Consider the following 19,491-nt stretch of genomic DNA (forward strand, 5'->3'; position numbering starts at 1 on the left):
AAGATTGTGCTGAAAATGCAGCAGTCCTATCCCGGGCTGAACCCGGATATGAGAGCATGGAAAGTTCAGGATATTGTTAATTTCCAGGAAGAGTTACTAAAAAAGGTAAATGCGCGCATCAGTGAAAAATGGTTTTACACCCACTTTAAAACTTCGGCTGACACTTTACCCCGCATTGATACACTAAATCTCCTAAGCAAATATGCCGGTTATTCCAATTGGGATGATTTTAAGTTCAAAAATTCACCATCCAATGCTCATCCGTTGGTTGCCCCAAAAAATGCTAACCGGTATTTTGTTCTCATCCCTGTGCTGGTGATATTGGTTCTTGTGATCTTTTATTTTGTTTTCAAGATCATTAGTACAAGGGATTACAAGTTTGTTTTCATTGATGAAGAAACGCAGCAACCCATTACAAACACCATCATTGAGGTAGCACTGCTTAAAGAAGGGGCGCCCCAGTCAAGTCAACTGTGCAAATCAGATGGATCATTTTTATTCAGCACCGACAAGAGCATTGTCAGTTTTGTTGTGAAGTCGCCACATTATCATACAGATACATTGACCATTGTGTTGGATAAAGTAAACCGGAAGGAGATTGTTGCGTTAAAACCGGATAGCTTTTCGACGATGCTCGACTACTTTTCGACTGTAAATGTGAAGGACTGGCAGAAACAACGGAACCAACTGGATCAGTCGGTGGCTGATAAAGCTGTTATTTGCCAGGTGTTTGATTCGGATAAAGACAAAGTGGATACCCTAAACAAATGGGAGTTTATCAACAGATTAACCATGTTGCCGGGAAGTCACCAGGATATCCGGATTTTGGAGAAAAAATACGAAGGCGAAAAAATCTCCTTCATCCGTTTCAAACAAAGTGAGGCAAAGAAATAAAATGTATCATTTTTGTCCGGGATAATTTTTTGTCAACCCGCATCTTTGGGAGGCCAGACTAATAAAGGCTGTCAGCAATTTAAATGAACTTTGCCCGGACATCAATGATTTTATTAGTTTAATTCGACACTATTTTAAGTCCGATAACCGATGCAATCAAAGTTGAAATAAAAAACACCCTCCAAAATGTTGCTGGTTCTTTAAACACAAATATTCCCACAAGCACTGTCCCAACGGCGCCTATTCCTGTCCACACAGCATAAGCAGTTCCAATGGGTAATTGCTGGGTTACTTTTACAAGCAGGTACATGCTGATCGCTAAGCTTAACAGAAACCCTAAATACCAATAAGTTGCCATCAAACCTGTTGCTTCTTTGGCCTTTCCCAAACAAAAAGCAAATCCAACTTCAAAGATGCCTGCAATAATCAGAAGTATCCAGTTCATTCTTCTTATCAATTTAAGAATCAGTTAGTATAGATGTTTGATTGCGCGCTGCCAAATTTCCAGAAGGGACTTCTTCTTGCTGATTACTCCTCACTATCTACTTTTTCCTGCTTACCTTCACGGTAATTATCTCCACTATCTGCAAGGCAGTAGTGATTGTGCTTAAATCAGGGTTAATGTTGCCGTCTTTGCCTGAATGATGGCCGTGGCCAACCGGCTTTAATTCGTAAGATTCCTGGAGTTTTTCCGGATCAATATCTACGGCATAAACCACAGAAGGCTGAGCAGATGTTTTGTACTCATCATCATCAGGGAACTTACTGTTTGTCCAGTATTCATTCCAGTCCCAGGACTGATTGATTTCGAAAAGGACTTTAAATTTCCCTGCCACCGATTTGTCAGTTTTTGACTGAAGCACAAATCCGGCTTCAGGAGTGGCCGAAGTGTAAGCATCGGGAATCGGGTTGGATTGCGTTGGCATATAGTGGCCAGCGTCGGATTTTACTCCACGTTTATGTGCCCAGACCGGCAGGGAGGCAGGGCGAACAAGTTCTCCGGGTTTCCATTTACCTTCTGATTTGTCCGCGTAGTTGAAATAGCCTTTGGCCACCGACTCATTGACGTACAATGTCTGAATGTATTTGCCGCCGGAATCTTCCACCCAGACTGCCATCATAGGATGGTTGTGCGATTTACCGGGAGTTGCTTCGAGTGTGATTTCAAGTCCGGCGCCATCTAAATTGGTTGTTATCATTTCCGGTGGCTGAACTTTATCTTTTTTTCTTTGCGGAAATGCTTCATTCTGAAATGATAACATCAGTGCAACCACAAGCATAAGGTTTAAAATCAAATGTTTTTTCATAGTGGGTAGTAATTTTAAAATTCAACCATTATTCCGATTGTTGGCAATACTGTACCAGATGTACTTTGCAATTCTTTTAACTGATAACGCTGATCAGGAGGTGGAGCTGACGGGTTGATGATGACCGGAACCCCGTTGGCATCGAGCACCCGTGTAAAGACCGGCGCCTGCTTAGACTGGAAGTTATATAGATTCTGAATGTCAACATAGAACATCAGCGTCCATTTATCATAGAAATATTGTTTATCCACCCGCACATCGAGTTGATGGAAAAAATCAAGGCGCAGTTCATTAAACTGGCTGTAGTCAAGATACGGACCTCCCTGAACATCCCAGGCGAGTTTGTAGCTTGAATATTCTTCGTCATAAGGTGTATAGGGTGCTCCTCCGACAAACCTCCATTTTCCGCCAATGTTCCAGTTTTTCTTCAGTTCCCGGAGAAACGTAATATTGAGTATGTGCTTATTATCCCATGTTGCCGGAATGTACTCGCCATTTGCATCTTCAAACTGACTCCTTACAAAGGTGTAGGATAAAATGGAATTAAAGCCGAAAAAATCGGTGTCGCGGGCGTAAACTTCGAAACCATAAGCTTTACCATTATCCGTTGAAACAACTTCTTCATTTCCAAAGACCCCAAAGTCCCCTCCTTTACTGGCAATACTCACTGAATCCTTGACTGAAAAAGGGTAGTTGTTATAGAATTTATAGAAGCCTTCGAGCGTGATTTTGGACTGTTCATCTGGAACATATTCCAGGCCTGCCACGTAATGATTTACTCCAATGTAGGTTAAACCATTTTCACGGTTCACATAATTACCTTCGTTATCCGTGAACCCAAGGGTTGTGTATGCCGGCCGCTGGTAGTAACGACCGATGTTTGCGTTCAGATACCATTTTTCAACCAGTGCATAGGAAGCAGACAGTCGCGGAGAAAACTGTTTAAGCATGTTTGTCATGGTGGAGGAGTAATCATTGGCATCCATCCTTACGCCCAATGAAAGGTTGAGCCGATCGTTGAGATAACCACGGCTCACCTGCCCAAACACGTTCCAGCTCAGCAGATTTAAATCTGCCACGCTATTCACCCTGATCACCTCATCATTTACATACTGCTTTTGAAAAGTATTGTTTTGATAGTTCGATAGCATTGCTCCTGCTCCGTAGTTGTAGTTCCACCCCGATTGCTTCCCGGTGAACTCATACCGCAGCTTGTTTTCGGCCTCCTGCGAGTCGTAATCAAAGGTTTTGGCTTCCTCTGCCTCAACGTTATCCTGGTATTTATAGGCTATATTATTCAGCATGTTCCGACTGAGCACCAACGTGTGAAATCCGTTTGTGGAAAAATGCCTGTAAACAGCGCCAAAAGTATAACTCCACTGGTCGTTGGCAGGGAGAAAATCAAGGATGTATTGTTGTTCATCTGTAGGATTTTCAATACCGGTATTCAGTTTATTAACGTCATAAGCGCCGAGGCCGATAAAGGTCAGTTGATTTTTCTTATCAATATCCCATCGGTATTTGAACTGGATGTCGTTGTATGTAGGTAAAAACGGAAGCCCCAACGCATCAAACAGGAACTGAAGATAAGACCTCCTGAAGGAAAATATCAGGCCGGAGTTCTCAGAAATAGGGCCGTTAGCAGTAAAGCCAAGGTCAGTGGCGCCAAGGGTTGCACGGAAATTCCAGTCATCTTTTTTTGGATCCACCATGCGAAAATCAAGCACTGAACTGAGGGAATTTCCACGCGATGCGGGAAAAGCTCCGGAGTAAAAATTTACTTCCCTGATAAAATCAACGTTGATGATTCCAACCGGGCCACCCGAAGCTCCCTGGGTGGCAAAGTGGTTAATAATGGGAATTTCGATACCGTCGAGGAAAAACGAATTTTCGCTTGGACCGCCACCCCTCACAATCACATCGTTACGCTGCACCGGAGTGGATGCAACGCCAGGCAGAGACTGGATTACCTTGGAAATATCGCGGTTAGCGCCAGGGCTGCGTTCTATTTCAGAAATATTTAATGTTCGCAACGAAACCGGGCTCTCCTGGCTTCGGACAAACGGTGATGCTTTCACAACAACCTCATCCAGTTTGATGGATGTTTCATTCATCGGAAGTTCAACAAACGTTGTCCGGGCATTGGTCACCAGGAAATCCTCAGAAACATAATTTTCAAACCCAACAGATGAAGCCGCCAACCTGGTAAAACCGGGGGTGATTCCAGTGAGGATAAACTTTCCATCAAGATCGGATGTTGCCCCAATATTGGTTCCAAAGATCACAATGTTGGTAAAAGGAAGCGGCTCATTGTTTTTGGCATTAAAAACCCGTCCCTCGATGCGCCCTGACTGAGCATAAATAACCTGGGCAACGATCAAAAGTAAAAATATGATGATTGATTTTTTCACAGTCCAACTAATTTTGAAGTCAACGAATTATTTTGTTTAACTAATCTGTTAAATTATCAAACAAACATTCAACAGAAAAGTTTCAAAGGTAGCAGGTTTTTAGCAAAACCGTTTAAATAATTTGCTGCAGTAGATACTTTTTGTTTAACTTCCTGTTTACCACGGTGGCTAATACCGGAAATTGAAAAATGACTATTTTTGCCCCCCTTATGAGGATAAATTTCGCATCTGACTACGGAATTAAAATTCACCTCTTTTTGAGGCAAATTCCTGCCTGTTTTAAAATTCAAAATTATATCAAATGACAAAGCTAAAATTGAGTTTCATGATGGTTTTTGTTTTGTTTTTATCTGTTCAAACATTGTTTTCAACAGGGTTACAGCCGAAACAAATTAACGACATCAACTTCGTTGCTGAGGTTAGCATTTCCCCTGATGGCAAATATGTGGCTTACACACTTTACGTAAACAGGCCATTAGCTGAAGGCGCCGGCGCCAATTACCGCGAGTTACATTTGTTCGATCTGACCAGTAAAGCAAGCACACCTATCATAACAGGCAGTGTTGTGGTAGCATCAATCGGATGGACTCCGGATGGGAAAATGATCACTTACCGTCAGGCAACAGCTACAACAAAAGGGATGCAGGTATTTGCCATTAACCCCGATGGCACATCCATCCGGCAACTGACCGACCTCGACCGGGCGGTAAGTTCTTACCAGTTTATTGATGATAAAACCCTTGGTATCACAGTCACTGAACCTGCTTCGGAAGCAAAAACAAAATTGCTTGGTCAAGGCTTCGATATGGTGATCTTCGAAGAGGAGTTACAAAACATCGTTCTTTGGCGGTACAACATCGAAAACCTCCAGATGGTGCAGTTGACGCAGAGTGGTTCCGTTTTCGATTTCACGGTGAGTCCAGACGGAAAGAAAATCGCTGCGGCCATTTCACAGGAAAACACGGTGGATGGTTCTTACATGTTTAAGAGAATCCACATCCTGGATGCGACGAATGGCCAGGAGCTTGAAAAGATCGAAAATCCAGGCAAATTGGGAAAAATGACCTGGAGTCCGGATAGCAAAAAACTGGCTTTCATTGCAGCTTCAATGCTCGAAGATGCGGTGGCAGGAAGCCTTTTTGTTTTTGAAACAGGCAAATGGCTAATCTACAACAACATTAAAAATCTTGTTGAAGGACAGGAATTATCGGTCATTGACCTGACATGGCAGGACAATAATACGTTGCTTTTTGCATCTGAAGAAAGCACTGACATAACAGTCAGAAGTATTGATGTGAGCGATCATTCGCAAAGAGTGGTGCTGGAAGGCGGAAAGGTTTGCTTCGGAGGTTTTCAGCATCATAACGGGGTTTTGTATTTTGCGGGGCATACACCTTCACATCCACAGGAACTCATACGCTTTGAAATGAAAAAGGGATCTGTTGAGCGGCTTACGAATCAAAATCCCTGGCTTGCAAATGTTGATTTAGCCCGACAGGAAAAGATGACCTTCACTGCCCGCGACGGATGGAAGATCGAAGGTGTTTTGATGTATCCTTTGAATTTTACTGAGGGTAAACAGTACCCGCTGATCACTTACATTCATGGTGGCCCTGAAGCGGCAGTTCAAAACGGATGGTTATCGGGCTACTCGCAATGGGGACAGTTTGCCGCGGCCAAAGATTTTTTTGTGTTTTTCCCAAACTACCGCGCCAGCTCAGGACGCGGAGTTGATTTTACGATGGCCGGCTATGGAGATCTGGTCGGAAAGGAATACGATGACGTGCTGGATGGGATTGATTATCTCATCGGCAAAGGAATGGTTGATCCGGCAAGAGTTGGAATCGGCGGAGGTTCTTACGGGGGATATTTTGCTGCATGGTCGGCCACACGCTACACAGAGCGGTTTGCTGCCGCAGTGGTTTTTGTTGGCGTATCCAACCAGGTTTCGAAGCGCAATACAACGGATATTCCGATGGAGGATTATCATGTGCACTGGGGTTTCTGGAACCATGAAGACCATGAAAAAGTTTGGGCTGCCAGCCCGGTAAAATATGCCCATCAAAGTAAAACGCCTACCTTAATTCTTCATGGAGAAAAAGATCCTCGAATCCCTGTTTCGCAGGGGATGGAACTCCATCGTGCGCTGAAATTGAACAGCAAAGCGCCTGTCAGGTTTGTTATTTATCCCGGTGAAGGTCATGGTAACGCAAAAAACACTAACCGTTACGACTACCTTGTCCGCACACTCGATTGGTTTGAGCACTTTCTGATCAAACAGCCGGGCTCTTCAGTGCTTCCGGAAAAATACCTCAATTACAACTAAATTAATCTGCTTGCCTGAGATGATTAAAACCAAAAAAGACAAAAAAGGACTTTTTGCCCGCTCGCTCGACATGATCGAGCTTGTTGGCAATAAATTACCACATCCTGCTACTATTTTTGCCTTACTGGCATTGATTGTTATTTTTTTTTCCTGGTTAGGATACATTACTGATGTTCAGTCCACTCATCCTGTTACCGGAGCTGTGATTAAAGCCCGCAATCTGATTAGTGCCGATGGGATCAGATGGATGTATTCCAATCTTTTACCCAATTTCCTGCTCTTTCCACCGCTTGGATATGTACTTGTAGTAATGGTGGGTATTGGTGTAGCTGAAGGTTCAGGACTTTTTACTTTGATGATCAGGGCATTGGTTCTTAAATCACCCAAAAGACTGATCACTGCGGCTATTGTGACCGCAGGAATCATTTCTCATTTAGCCAGCGAAGCAGGATACGTTGTACTCATTCCTCTGGGTGCTTTGATTTTCCATGCCCTCGGCCGTCACCCGATAGCCGGTTTGGCTGCCGCTTTTATTGGGGTCAGCGGTGGATTTGGCTCCAATTTTTTCATCGGCTCCATTGACCCGGTATTAGCCGGCATCACTGAAACCGCTGCACAAATTATCCGACCTGATGTAACCGTGAATCCTGCGGTGAACTATTACTTTATGTTTTTTTCATCATTTGTAGTGATCATTGTTGGCACGTGGGTAACCGAAAAAATTGTCGAGCCCCGGCTTGGCGAGTACAAAGGCAATGCCCCGCGTGTTCCCATCGAGCAATTGACATCACTTGAGCGCAAAGGCCTGCGGTGGGCAGGATACAGTCTGCTTGTAACAATTGTATTGCTGGCAATCACTGTGATACCCTCAAATGGAATTTTCCGCAATCCCGAAACCGGTGAAGTGTTGAACTCGCCTTTCTTCGATGGTATCATCATCGGGATTTTAATTTTTTTCTTTATCCCGGGATTAATTTACGGCATCATAGCAGGAACCATCAAAAATGACAAGGATGTTGTAAAACACATTACAAAATCTATGAGTGGCATGGCAGGATACATTGTACTGGTATTTTTTGCAGCACAATTTGTCTATTTTTTCAACTACAGCAACCTGGGGATCATTTTTGCCATCAAAGGAGCTAACGGGTTGCAGCAGATTGGATTGACCGGCATTCCGCTGATTGTCGGGTTCGTTCTTTTATCGGCATTCATCAACCTTTTCATGGGATCGGCCTCAGCCAAGTGGGCCATTATGGCGCCGGTTTTCATTCCAATGCTCATGCTCATTGATCCGCCATACCACCCTGGGCTTACCCAGGCTGCCTTTCGAATCGGTGACTCGGTTACTAATCTGATTACACCGATGATGAGTTATTTTGCACTGATTGTAACTTTCGCCCAAAAATATGATGAAAAATACGGGATCGGCACCATTATTTCAACAATGATTCCCTACACGTTGATTTTGACCCTTGCATGGACACTTTTACTGGTAGTATGGATGTTGACAGGCTTGCCACTTGGCCCTGACGGCCCGATTTTTATTCAATAGCATCATCCGGCTGAAACCTTGTAGCGACAATTGTTTTGAAAAATCAAGGTAGTGCGTTTCAGCGGTAATAAAAAAGATGTTTTTGTTAATATAAGATATTTTTCTAATTTTGCCGCCCAATTTTTTGAAGGAATTTTACGATGAATTATCTTAAACAGTTTGTCATTCCATTCACAGGATTGAAGTTTGGAGTTCATCATTATGAATTCGTAATTGATGATAAGTTCTTTGAAGCGTTGGACTATTCGATGTTCAAAAAGGGTTCGCTGGCAGTTGGCGTTGAGCTCAACCGTCAGGAACGCATGCTGATTTTCGATTTTCAAATTCGTGGTTTTATCGAAGTGGAATGTGACAGATGCCTCGACCTGATTAATTACCCGGTGGATAGTGATCACCGGCTGATTTTCAAATTTGGAGAGGATTGGGAAGATATTTCGGATGAAATCATCATCATACCGGAATCGGAATACCAGATTGATATTGCGCACTACCTTTATGAATTCATTGGTCTGACGCTGCCCATGCAGTGCATTCATCCGGATGACGAAAACGGATCCAGCACATGCAATGCGGAAATGTTGAAATTGCTGGGATATCACCCGGACACACACGAGGAAGACCCGAGATGGGAAGCCCTCAAAAAGTTGAAAAAGAAATAAACAATTGATTTTTACACCGAACATAATTAATATTTAAAATGGCTCATCCAAAACGAAAAATCTCCAAAACCAGGAGAGATAAAAGAAGGACGCACGACAAGGCAAAAATGCCAACTTTGGCTAAATGCCCTACAACCGGAACAGTGCATGTATTTCACAGAGCATACTGGGTTGATGGGGATCTCTATTACAAAGGAAAAGTTGTGATGCAAAAAAATGAAGTTTAACAATTTATCACCGGATAAGCTAAATCTCAACAAAGCTTCTTTCTGATGAGAATCGGATTAGATGCAATGGGTGGTGATTTTGCACCAGGTGCAATCATTGATGGCGCTCTGCTTGCCATCAGCGAATTGCCACGTGATGTCCATATTGTGCTTATCGGTGATGAGCAAATAATTCGCAGCTACCTTTCTGAAAAAGGGGTTAATTCCCACCGGTTCAAAATCATTCACACTACACAGGTGATTGAAATGGGAGAGAAACCATTGAAAGCCATTTCATCAAAACCGGATTCAAGCATATCTGTAGGACTGCGTTTATTGAAAAGCAATAAGATCGACACCTTTGCCAGTGCCGGAAACTCAGGCGCCATGTTGGTTGGCTCAATGTACAGTGTCGGAGCAATTCCAGGGGTTATCCGTCCCACCACTTTTGCTCATATTCCCCAGGAAAACGGAGGGACAAGCATCATTCTCGATATCGGTACCAATACAGATGTTAAAGTAGATGTTTTGTATCAGTTTGGTTTACTGGGGTCTATTTATGCCGAAAGTGTCATGAAAATAGCACAACCCCGCATCGGGTTACTCAATATCGGTGAAGAAGAGGGTAAAGGGAACCTCCTTACACAATCTGCCTTTCCGATGATGAAAGAGTCGAAAGATTTCAATTTTATCGGGAACATCGAAAGCCGTGACTTGTATAAATCTAAAGCTGATGTAGTGGTTTGTGATGGCTTTACAGGAAATATCCTGCTTAAACAAATAGAGTCTTTTTACCGTCTTTTACAAAAACGAAATCTCCTCGATAATTACTTCGAGCGGTTTAACTACGAGAATTATGGGGGAAGCCCGATTCTTGGGCTCAACGGTACAGTAATTCTTGGCCATGGCATTTCGAGTTCCATTGCCATTAAAAACATGATTCTATTATCGCGCAACATTGCATTGGCAAAGCTTTCGGATAAAGTCAAACAAGCTCTATTCAAATACTCCAATTAATTTATTTCCAGTAATTATGACCAGGATTCGAGCAGCAATCAAGGGTATTCATTGTTTTGTGCCACCATATATTCTGACCAATGAGGAGTTAACACGTATGGTGGATACAAATGATGAATGGATCATGACCCGTACCGGTATCAAAACCCGTCACATCCTCAAGGGCGTGGATAAAGGAACTTCCGATATGGGCGCCGAAGCTGTGAAAGGATTGCTCGAAAAAACCAATACTCACCCCGACGAAATTGACATGCTGATCTGTGCCACCGTTACACCCGACATGCAATTTCCGGCTACCGCCAACATTATTGCCGATAAAGTAGGGATTAAAAACGCTTTTCATTTCGATATCAACGCCGCCTGCTCAGGCCAGATCTACGCGCTCACCACTGCTGCCATGTACATCGAAACCGGGATGTGCAAAAAGGTGATCATGGTTGGCGCCGATAAAATGTCATCCATCATCGATTATACCGATCGTACTACCTGCGTGATATTTGGAGATGCTGCCGGAGCACTTTTGCTCGAGCCAACAACAGAAGATGTGGGGATCATCGATTCCATTCATCAATCGGACGGCATAGGAAGAATTCACCTGCATCAGAAAGCCGGCGGTTCTGTGAAACCTGCTTCCCACGAAACGGTGGATGCACGCGAGCATTACGTTTACCAGGAAGGTCAGCCGGTGTTCAAGTATGCCGTATCCAAGATGGCCGATGTTTCGGTGGAAATCATGAAAAAGCACAACATCAGCCCTGAAGAACTGGCATGGCTTGTTCCGCATCAGGCCAACATGCGCATCATCGAAGCCACTGCCCGCCGCATGGGTATTGACCGCGATCAGGTGATGATCAACATCGAACGCTACGGCAATACCACCTCTGCAACCATTCCGCTTTGTATCTGGGAATGGGAAGAGCAATTGAAAAAAGGGGATAAGATCATCCTTGCAGCTTTTGGAGGTGGTTTCACCTGGGGCGCTATTTACCTGAAATGGGCGTATGATGGTGCTGCTGAAGCAGGGAAAAAGAAGTAGGCAGTCAGGAGTCTTCAGTCGACAATAGGCAACATAAAATGTAAATTTGCTACAATTTATGGAGTTTAGAATAGAGTTGCCTGTTCGTTTTTGGCGATTTCTTTTTCGTCAAACTGAACTCCAAATTTTTCTTTCCAATACGAATCAAGGATTTTCTTCTGAAGCCTGGTATCACTTGTGATTTCCATAGAAAGTTTTTGTAATTGCCTGGCAAATTTGAACGTTTTTTTTGCCTCAAACCGGCCTTCAACAAGCGCATCTTTGAGCTGGTTGGTATATGCACTGAACGCTACTTTATTGCGTTGAGCTTTTACTCCCTTTAAGCTTTGTGCTTTTAACAAACGTGCTTCAATTATTTTTATGGTTGACTCGTAAAGTTCGGGTAATAATTTTGCAATTTCAAGTTTACTAAACCCAATAATTTCTAGAAATACCTTATCCAATTCAATGCGTAAACTTTCAATTTTGTTTGTTTCAAGCGAGTAAGTTTTTTTTGATTTTAGTTTGTTCCAAATTGAAACAATTTTGGAGGACTTCTCAAAGTTAGGTACTGGAATATCTTTAACTGAATAAACTGGTGTTTTAGTTATACCATCGCCTAATGAACTAAAGCTAATAAATTCCCTATGCAATTGATAAAAGGTCGAGTTCAAAATGGCAGAGTAGTAAGCCCTTTGTTTAGCTGAGTTCAAATAGATACCATAAAATTTATCTATTTCCATTATTTTCTGGCTATTTTCACAGACAAAGTAACGATCAAAATACATTTCTGGCCATAAAATGTCTGAGGGTTTTTCCTTCTTAATATTATACCATAGATTACGAGATGCACATGTAGGTCTTTTATCAATTTGTTTTCTCACACCACTTTTTAGATAAGAGGTAACAAATTTATATGATCGTAATTCACTTTCTGGAAGATCAGTAAAAATCAATTGGTATAAAAAACAATCACCTGAAGTGGTGTAAGAATTTAAATCTTTTGGACTTTTAATACAAGCCGTTAAAAATATTTCCTCAATCAGCCACAATTCGTTAAATCCATTCAAAACTAACCTAAGTCGATTGTCCTTTAATTGCTCGATCGTTGAAAATTTTTCTGAATTGTTTAAAGCTGCAGCAAGCATTAAACTTGTGGCTGTTTCGGTTTTATCTTCTAAAATAAAAAATTCGTTACAACCTGTCTTTATCCCAAATTTTACATTGGCTAACTGTTTTAATGGAACAAATTTGTCGGCTCCTTTACTCAAAATGTCAAAATAAACTTTGGGAGCTTTAAGAAATTGCCCCCATTTAGTATGATTGGCAAGGGTTTCCTGTGTAATACAGTTGATTCTGAAAAATTCGTTTTCTGTGTTCTGGCTTATTTCAAAAAAATATTCCCTTAAATCATCTACTCCTTTGTATTTCCTGATGGTATTGGCTAATGAATCAGTACACCAAATGAACTTAACAATATTTTTATTTCGTTTTTTTTCTTCTCTTTGTTTGCGAAGAATAACGATTGTAGTGTTGACAGAGGCCGATGGGAAGAAACGCTCAACTTCACTATCCATGATTGCAATGATTTCATAGTTTCTGAGCAGGTGGCGCTGCATATCAATCCCATAATCGGTGTCAAGCCAGGAGTTCTGACAAATAAAGGCAAGATAACCCCCATCTTTGAGAAACACTCCGGAGTGATAGAAGAAGTAAGCGAAAATTGAGGTTCTTTGCGATGGTTCAAACCCACATTCAGTTTTGATCAGTTTTTGAATTTGGGATTTAGTTACCGTTCCATGCATAGAACCAATTTCTTCTTGCCTTGTATAGGGCGGATTCCCAACAATAGCATCAAATTTTGGCAAAATCTTCTTCTCCTTTATCCCCTTCTGATTGTGTAAGTCAAGTCTTAAATGTTCAGTAATAGCAAAAAAATCCTTGTTCACAATTCTCGGATAACTTGGCCTTCGTGTATCTCGTATTGCCAGATTGAGCATGCTCAGGTAAACCGGATAGTTTGAAAGGTCGTTGCCGTAAATTTCATTGAGAAAGATTTCGTGTTTAACCCCTTTATCCTCTTCTCTTGCTAATGCTTTTTTACGTTCATAGGCTCTAACTAAAAATGTTCCTGAGCCGCACGAAGGGTCAAAAACTTTATCATTGCTTTTTCGAATAGCAAAAGCATTGATCAAATCAATTACATGAGGAGGTGTAAAGTACTGTCCAAGCTTGTGGCGTTCATCTTCGCGAATAAGTTCCTCAAAGATTCTTCCGATGATATCAAATGGAATGTTGCTGAAATTGTAATGACCACCAGCATCAAGAATATCCTTCACAAGGTCAATTGAGGCGTCACTTACAAAAGGAATTTTGAAAACAATATCAGAGCGTTCTCCAATAAGCAACTCGAAGTTTCTGGTAATTTCTTTAAATTCAGTAAAGTATTGCCAAATGATTTCTTCAAGATTTTCAGGAGTGTTAACAGAATGAGGCACGTGAATTGGGGGCAAGTTACGCCAGGTTGCATTATCAGCATAAGCTTTATAAAAAATGAGTTTCGATATGAGCATCAAAACTCCAATGTGGGTAAGGTTTTCAATTTCCTCAAAAGATGATGGCTTATTCCACAACTGTTTTTGTGCATAACCTGCAATTTCCTTGTGAAAAGCTTTGTCGCTATTAAATTTTTCCCACACTAAAACGCTGATAGGATGAGAATAGACTTCAATTAGTTTTCGAATTTTGAAAATGAATAATTCATCAAGATTGCTGAATGTAATAGGCTTACGATCCAAAATTTCAAGCGCCCGATCAAGATAAAATTCGGCAATGTTGCGGAGTTTGTTTTCAATTTCTTTTGAAGGGGAATAACTTACGCTTAATCGGTAAATATCCAGTAATGAGAAGAATCCTTCGTTGACACTTACCCTGTCATAAAGTTTGTCTCTTTCAAAGAAAGCGCATGCAAGAAAATTACAATTACCAAAATACTTGATATCCAATCGTTGAGCCCTTTCGACTTCTCGCATCAACACATCACTGTCGAAAACACTCTTGCCATCCCTGGCTGTTGGGTCTTTGAGTTCGATAAAGAAAATTGGCTTGCCGTTTTTATTTTTAAGTGTGATGTCAGCACGAAACTCTTCCTGCGCAGGATAAGGCTGAATCTTTCCTTCCAAACCTTTTTCCTTTATCAGTTCGGTGAAAATTGTATTTAAAGTGCCTTGTAGTTGTCTTTCGATCTTCATTTTGAATTGCCCCGTGGGTAATTAATTTAAAACATTGCATTTAATCAATCATAAACTCTTCTCGCCATCATCCTCCTTCGCTTTCTTCTTACTCCCTGAATACATTTCATATTTCACGAAGCGACATTCCAGCGGGCCGTTGTAAAGTTTTATCTTGCGTGAAGTGCGCAAACCAACCGATTTCAAAGCCGAATAATCCGATGTGATCAGCCAGGCATCCCAGCCGGTGTATGTTTTTTTCAGCACATCGCCAATCATTTTGTAAAATCCGTTCAGATCATCCTTTTCCAACCTTTCACCATACGGCGGATTGGTGACAATAATGCCTTCCTGTTCTTCAGGAATTGGGCTATCCTCAAAAGCCAATTTCTTCAGGCTTACCAGATTCTCCATTCTGGCTTCGGTGAGATTGTGGGCTGCGATGGACAGCATCCGCTGGTTTGCGTCTGCGCCGGTAATCAAGGGGGTTGTGGCTTTAATTTTTCGGTCAGCTTCACCTTTAATTTTCAACCACGTTTCACGGTCAAAATCTGCCCATTTCATAAAACCAAAATCTCTCCGGTAAAAGCCCGGAGGGATGTTCCTTGCGATCATCGCCGCTTCGATCAATAGTGTCCCGGAGCCGCACATCGGGTCGTAAAAACGGGTTTCTCCGTTCCAGCCTGTAAGCAGGATCATACCTGCGGCCAATACCTCATTGATGGGAGCTTCACCCTGCCACTCGCGGTAACCGCGTTTATGAAGGGATTCTCCGGAACTGTCAATCGAAATCGTGCATTGATCTCCTGCCAGATGGACATTGATACGCAGATCGGGGTTTTCAAGATCAATCGAAGGCCGGATGCCGCTTTTGCGTCTGAACTGATCCACCACCGCATCTTTCACCTTGAGTGAAACATAATGGGAGTTGGTCATTTTTGAATTGGTCACAAACGCATCTACCGCGATAGTTTGCTCATCGGTAATGTAATCCGACCAATCAATGCTGAGGATCCGCTGATAGAGTTCATGCTCATTGCCTGCGCGGTAAATGCCAATTACCTTTAAAATTCGCAAAGCAGTGCGACATGCGTAATTTGCCTTGTAAATTGTCTCCAGGTCACCCTCAAATGAAACTGCGCGGTGAAGGACCTGAATGTTATTACCCCCGATCAGGCCAATCTCTCTGGCCAATAATTCTTCGAGACCTGCCATCGTTTTTGCAACGAGCGAAAAAGTTGATTGTTCCGGTGTGTTTTGGGGAGCGTTGTCCTGCAATTCATTCTTCTTCTTGATGATCACCGGTTTTGTATTTGTCATGTGTTTGAATTTTTTTTCGTGAAAAGAATGCCCTGATCTTCTTCTTTAAATTACTTTTTGGCTCGTCATCCGTTGATCCGATCAGGTAGGCAAAGTCGCGCGTTGCTTCAATATTTTCAAAGATGATCTTCAGGCTGGCCAGGAACGGGATCACCAGCAACATGCCGGCCACTCCCCACACCATCCCGCCGGCGATGAGCCCTAAAATAGTGATGAAGGGATTCAACCGAACATACCCACCGGTTATAAATGGTGTAAGAATGTTATTCTCGGTGAACTGCACAAAAGTGAACAGGATCAGCACAGAAATAGCCAGATTAATGGAATCGCCGGTCAGAACAGCGAACATAAACGGGAAAAATGCGCCAATCCATGTTCCGAAGTAGGGGATAAAATTCAGAATGGCGGAGATAACGCCAAAGAAGATAGGATATTTGAGCCCAATAATATACAACCCTGTTGTATTGATGACAATCAAAATCATGACCACCACAAACGCACCGCCGAAATAACGCTGCGACACAATGGACATCTCCTTGAGAATTTTTTTTGCTACATCCTGACGGTTTTGGGGTGCAAGACGCAGTATAAATTTTTTGAACCGTTCGTGATATAATAGAATGTAAAATGTAAAAACAGGCATAATCAAGACTTTGAAAAGAGTACCTGCCGTGGCATTCAGGAGGTTGTTAGCAAATTGGTTTCCACTTGCAAAAAGATTATTGACACGCCCTTTCGCCCACTGTTTCTGCCATTCAATACCCACACCAAAATTGTCTTCAATGTAATGGGATACATCATTAATGTTGTCAAATGCTTTTTGTTTGATATCAGGAAATTCTTCTGCCATTCGCGCAATCTCATTGATAAAAAGCAGCGTCAGGCCGCCAAAAAATATCATCATCACAATAACCGAAACAAAGATCGAAAGCCCTTTTGGGATCCCAAGCCGACAAAGGTACCGGCAAAGCGGATAAAGCAATGAACTCAGCAACAGCCCGAAAGCGACAGGAACAAAAAAATCCCTGGCCACAATCAGGACAACAAACAACAAAATGATGAAAAGCAGGACGTAAGTGGCCTTTTGAATCATTGGGAAATGCTTATCCATGGAGTGAGGCATTGTTTTGTTGATTAATAGCGCAAAGCGTTAAATTCATGATCACGAATATCCCTTTGGAGGAATTTTTACAAATTTAGTATTTCCCGAAAATGGCGCTGATAAAATCTTAAAAAACGCGAAAGTGTCATTGCACCTTAGCGCCATTGCAATTCAAATTAGCTTTGACAGATAGCCCCGGTAAATACTTGCTACTAAAAAGATTTCCCTAATTTTGCCTCCAAATTCTTAACCTCTAATCTCAAGGGCAATGAAAAAACGATGTGTACTCAACTTAATCCTTTTCCTATCCATGGCAATGTTGCTGTCCTGCTCACAAGGGGAGTCTTTCGACACGAATGACTACAACAGTTATCCTGTTTACACAGGATCTGATCTCGAAATGAACTACACGCCTGCGGCCACAAGTTTCAGGATTTGGGCGCCAACTGCTGAAGAGGTTAGGGTCCGGATTTATGAAACCGGGATTGACGGCGACCCCATCATGGAAAAGAAAATGAAAAAGGATGAAGCAGGAACCTGGGTAGCCCGTTTTAATGAAGATTTAAAAAACCTGTTTTATACATTCCAGATAAAATATAAAAACGAGTGGCTGGATGAAACGCCCGGTATTTATTCAACTGCTGTGGGTGTAAACGGCAAGCGCGGCGCTATTTTCGACCTAAAGGAGACAAATCCGGAGGGATGGGAAGAAACCGAACGACCAATTCTTGAGAATTATAATGATATCATTATTTATGAAGTACAGGTGCGCGATCTCTCTATTCACCCGGAATCAGGAATCACAAACAAGGGCAAGTTCCTTGGAATGGCTGAGGAAGGCACTACCAGTCCTCATGGCCAGAAAACCGGAATTGATCATTTTAAGGAGTTGGGTGTAACCCATATTCATATCCTTCCGGCTTTTGATTTCCGTTCGATTGACGAAACCAAATTGCACGAAAAACGCTATAACTGGGGTTATGATCCGCTAAATTACAACGTGCCTGAAGGTTCCTTTTCCACCGATCCATACAACCCTAAAACCCGGATCCGTGAGTTCAAAGAGATGGTGGCAGCGCTGCACCGCAACGGGCTTCGCGTGGTTTTGGATGTAGTTTACAATCACACCGGTTATACCGAAAACTCCAACTTCAACTTGCTGGTACCCGGCTACTACTACCGGCAACGGGAGGACGGTTCCTGGTCAGATGCATCTGCCTGTGGAAATGAAACAGCTTCTGAACGGCCAATGATGCGCAGGTTTATGATCGAATCACTGAAGCATTGGGTAAATGAATATAAAATTGACGGCTTCCGTTTTGACCTGATGGGGATTCACGACATCGAAACCATGAACATGATCAGTAAGGAATTACACGCCATCGATCCAACCATTTTCCTTTATGGCGAAGGGTGGAAAGCCGGTAACAGCCCACTACCGGACGCAAAACTTGCATTGAAACATCTGACCTATCAACTGGATAGTATTGCGGCTTTCAGCGACGATATCCGTGATGGGATAAAAGGTTCATGGAATAACCATGAAGCTAAAGGATTTGTCAGCGGTGCAAAAGACCTCGAGGAAAGCATCAAATTCGGCGTGGTTGCAGCTACCGAACATCCACAGGTGGATTACTCCCTGATTAACTATTCAAAGGCGCCATGGGCAGGTCAACCTTACCAGTGCATCAACTATGTGTCGTGCCACGACAACCACACTCTTTTTGATAAACTGAAAATTTCAGCCCCTGAAGCCACCGAAGCCGAAATCATTAAAATGCACAAACTGGCCAACACGATCGTGATGACCTCACAAGGGATTCCGTTTCTCCATGCAGGCGTTGATTTTCTGCGAACTAAAAAAGGGGTGGAAAATTCTTATCAGTCCCCTGATTCCATCAATCAGATAGATTGGGAAAGAAAACATACTTATCAGGATGTATTCGGGTATTACAGGGATTTGATCACTTTACGCAAATCGCACCCTGCTTTCAGGATGACAAACAAAGAGGTCATTCAGCAAAATCTTGAATTTCTCGACCTGAAAATACCAGGGATTGTGGCTTTTAAACTGAGCGATTACACCGGCGGGGAAGCATGGCAAACCATCATTGTTATTTACAACTCCACACGACAGGCGCAACCCATCGACCTGCCCGGAGCTACCTGGACTGAGGTATTCAACGAATATGGATTAAACGTTAATGGTTACCGCACTATCCGCAACAACCGGGTGAATGTTCCACCAATTTCCGCCCTTGTTTTGGCTGAAGTGGCCAACTAATCATTTATTTTCAACATGAATTAACCCTTGTTCATTTTTAACTATGACAACAAAAAGAGCAGATAAAACCCGACTTGCACTGGTAGAAAGTGATCCGTGGCTCGAACCCGCCGAGACGGAGATCGAAAACCGTTTGAAACGTTTTCAGTCCCGCCTGGCCCAAAT

At 42.5% G+C, this 19,491-nt stretch carries 14 protein-coding genes; 8 read left to right on the plus strand and 6 right to left on the minus strand.

What is annotated here, in order from left to right; translation table 11 throughout:
* Window positions 1–894 (plus strand): hypothetical protein (locus IH598_04535; GenBank protein MBE0637765.1); only part of this gene is annotated, 894 nt, incomplete at its 5' end.
* Window positions 895–1,012: 118 nt separating this feature from the next.
* On the opposite strand, the gene IH598_04540 is transcribed toward IH598_04535, so the two are convergent.
* From IH598_04540 to IH598_04550, 3 genes are all read right to left on the minus strand, one after another.
* Complete coding sequence (locus tag IH598_04540) at window positions 1,013–1,339, minus strand: multidrug efflux SMR transporter (GenBank protein ID MBE0637766.1); 327 nt, start codon at window positions 1,337–1,339, stop codon at window positions 1,013–1,015.
* Window positions 1,340–1,436: 97 nt separating this feature from the next.
* Window positions 1,437–2,201 (minus strand): hypothetical protein, encoded by a 765-nt coding sequence (locus IH598_04545; protein ID MBE0637767.1) that lies wholly within the window; start codon window positions 2,199–2,201, stop codon window positions 1,437–1,439.
* Between the two features lie 14 nt (window positions 2,202–2,215).
* A complete protein-coding gene (locus tag IH598_04550) occupies window positions 2,216–4,612 on the minus strand; it encodes a TonB-dependent receptor (GenBank protein ID MBE0637768.1) in 2,397 nt (798 codons plus the stop codon).
* A gap of 301 nt (window positions 4,613–4,913) precedes the next feature.
* Between IH598_04550 and IH598_04555 the strand changes: the two genes are divergently transcribed.
* The 6 genes from IH598_04555 to IH598_04580 all read left to right on the plus strand — a co-directional run bounded on the left by IH598_04555 (window position 4,914) and on the right by IH598_04580 (window position 11,411).
* Window positions 4,914–6,938, plus strand: a complete 2,025-nt coding sequence (locus tag IH598_04555; GenBank protein MBE0637769.1) for a S9 family peptidase — start codon at window positions 4,914–4,916, stop codon at window positions 6,936–6,938.
* A gap of 19 nt (window positions 6,939–6,957) precedes the next feature.
* On the plus strand, window positions 6,958–8,493 hold the full coding sequence (locus IH598_04560) for an AbgT family transporter (protein ID MBE0637770.1): 1,536 nt from the start codon (window positions 6,958–6,960) through the stop codon (window positions 8,491–8,493).
* A 140-nt stretch (window positions 8,494–8,633) separates the two neighbouring features.
* Window positions 8,634–9,152: a DUF177 domain-containing protein gene (locus tag IH598_04565; protein ID MBE0637771.1), complete on the plus strand. Its 519-nt coding sequence runs from the start codon at window positions 8,634–8,636 to the stop codon at window positions 9,150–9,152.
* A gap of 38 nt (window positions 9,153–9,190) precedes the next feature.
* A complete protein-coding gene (rpmF, locus tag IH598_04570) occupies window positions 9,191–9,379 on the plus strand; it encodes a 50S ribosomal protein L32 (protein MBE0637772.1) in 189 nt (62 codons plus the stop codon).
* Window positions 9,380–9,424: 45 nt separating this feature from the next.
* Complete coding sequence (gene plsX / locus IH598_04575) at window positions 9,425–10,375, plus strand: phosphate acyltransferase PlsX (GenBank protein ID MBE0637773.1); 951 nt, start codon at window positions 9,425–9,427, stop codon at window positions 10,373–10,375.
* A 16-nt stretch (window positions 10,376–10,391) separates the two neighbouring features.
* Entirely contained in the window at window positions 10,392–11,411 is a 1,020-nt protein-coding gene (locus IH598_04580; GenBank protein ID MBE0637774.1) for a ketoacyl-ACP synthase III, read from the plus strand.
* A 65-nt stretch (window positions 11,412–11,476) separates the two neighbouring features.
* On the opposite strand, the gene IH598_04585 is transcribed toward IH598_04580, so the two are convergent.
* The 3 genes from IH598_04585 to IH598_04595 are packed head-to-tail and all read right to left on the minus strand — an operon-like array spanning window position 11,477 to window position 17,051.
* Window positions 11,477–14,641: an N-6 DNA methylase gene (locus tag IH598_04585; GenBank protein MBE0637775.1), complete on the minus strand. Its 3,165-nt coding sequence runs from the start codon at window positions 14,639–14,641 to the stop codon at window positions 11,477–11,479.
* 48 nt (window positions 14,642–14,689) lie between these two features.
* Window positions 14,690–15,940, minus strand: a complete 1,251-nt coding sequence (locus IH598_04590; GenBank protein ID MBE0637776.1) for a class I SAM-dependent RNA methyltransferase — start codon at window positions 15,938–15,940, stop codon at window positions 14,690–14,692.
* Window positions 15,900–17,051, minus strand: a complete 1,152-nt coding sequence (locus IH598_04595) for an AI-2E family transporter (GenBank protein MBE0637777.1) — start codon at window positions 17,049–17,051, stop codon at window positions 15,900–15,902. The genes IH598_04590 and IH598_04595 overlap by 41 nt, the downstream gene beginning before the upstream one ends.
* Window positions 17,052–17,310: 259 nt before the next feature.
* Between IH598_04595 and pulA the strand changes: the two genes are divergently transcribed.
* Window positions 17,311–19,326, plus strand: a complete 2,016-nt coding sequence (gene pulA / locus IH598_04600; protein ID MBE0637778.1) for a type I pullulanase — start codon at window positions 17,311–17,313, stop codon at window positions 19,324–19,326.
* Window positions 19,327–19,491: the final 165 nt, after the last annotated feature.

The sequence above is a fragment of the Bacteroidales bacterium genome (assembly GCA_014860585.1).
Lineage (GTDB): Bacteria > Bacteroidota > Bacteroidia > Bacteroidales > 4484-276 > RZYY01.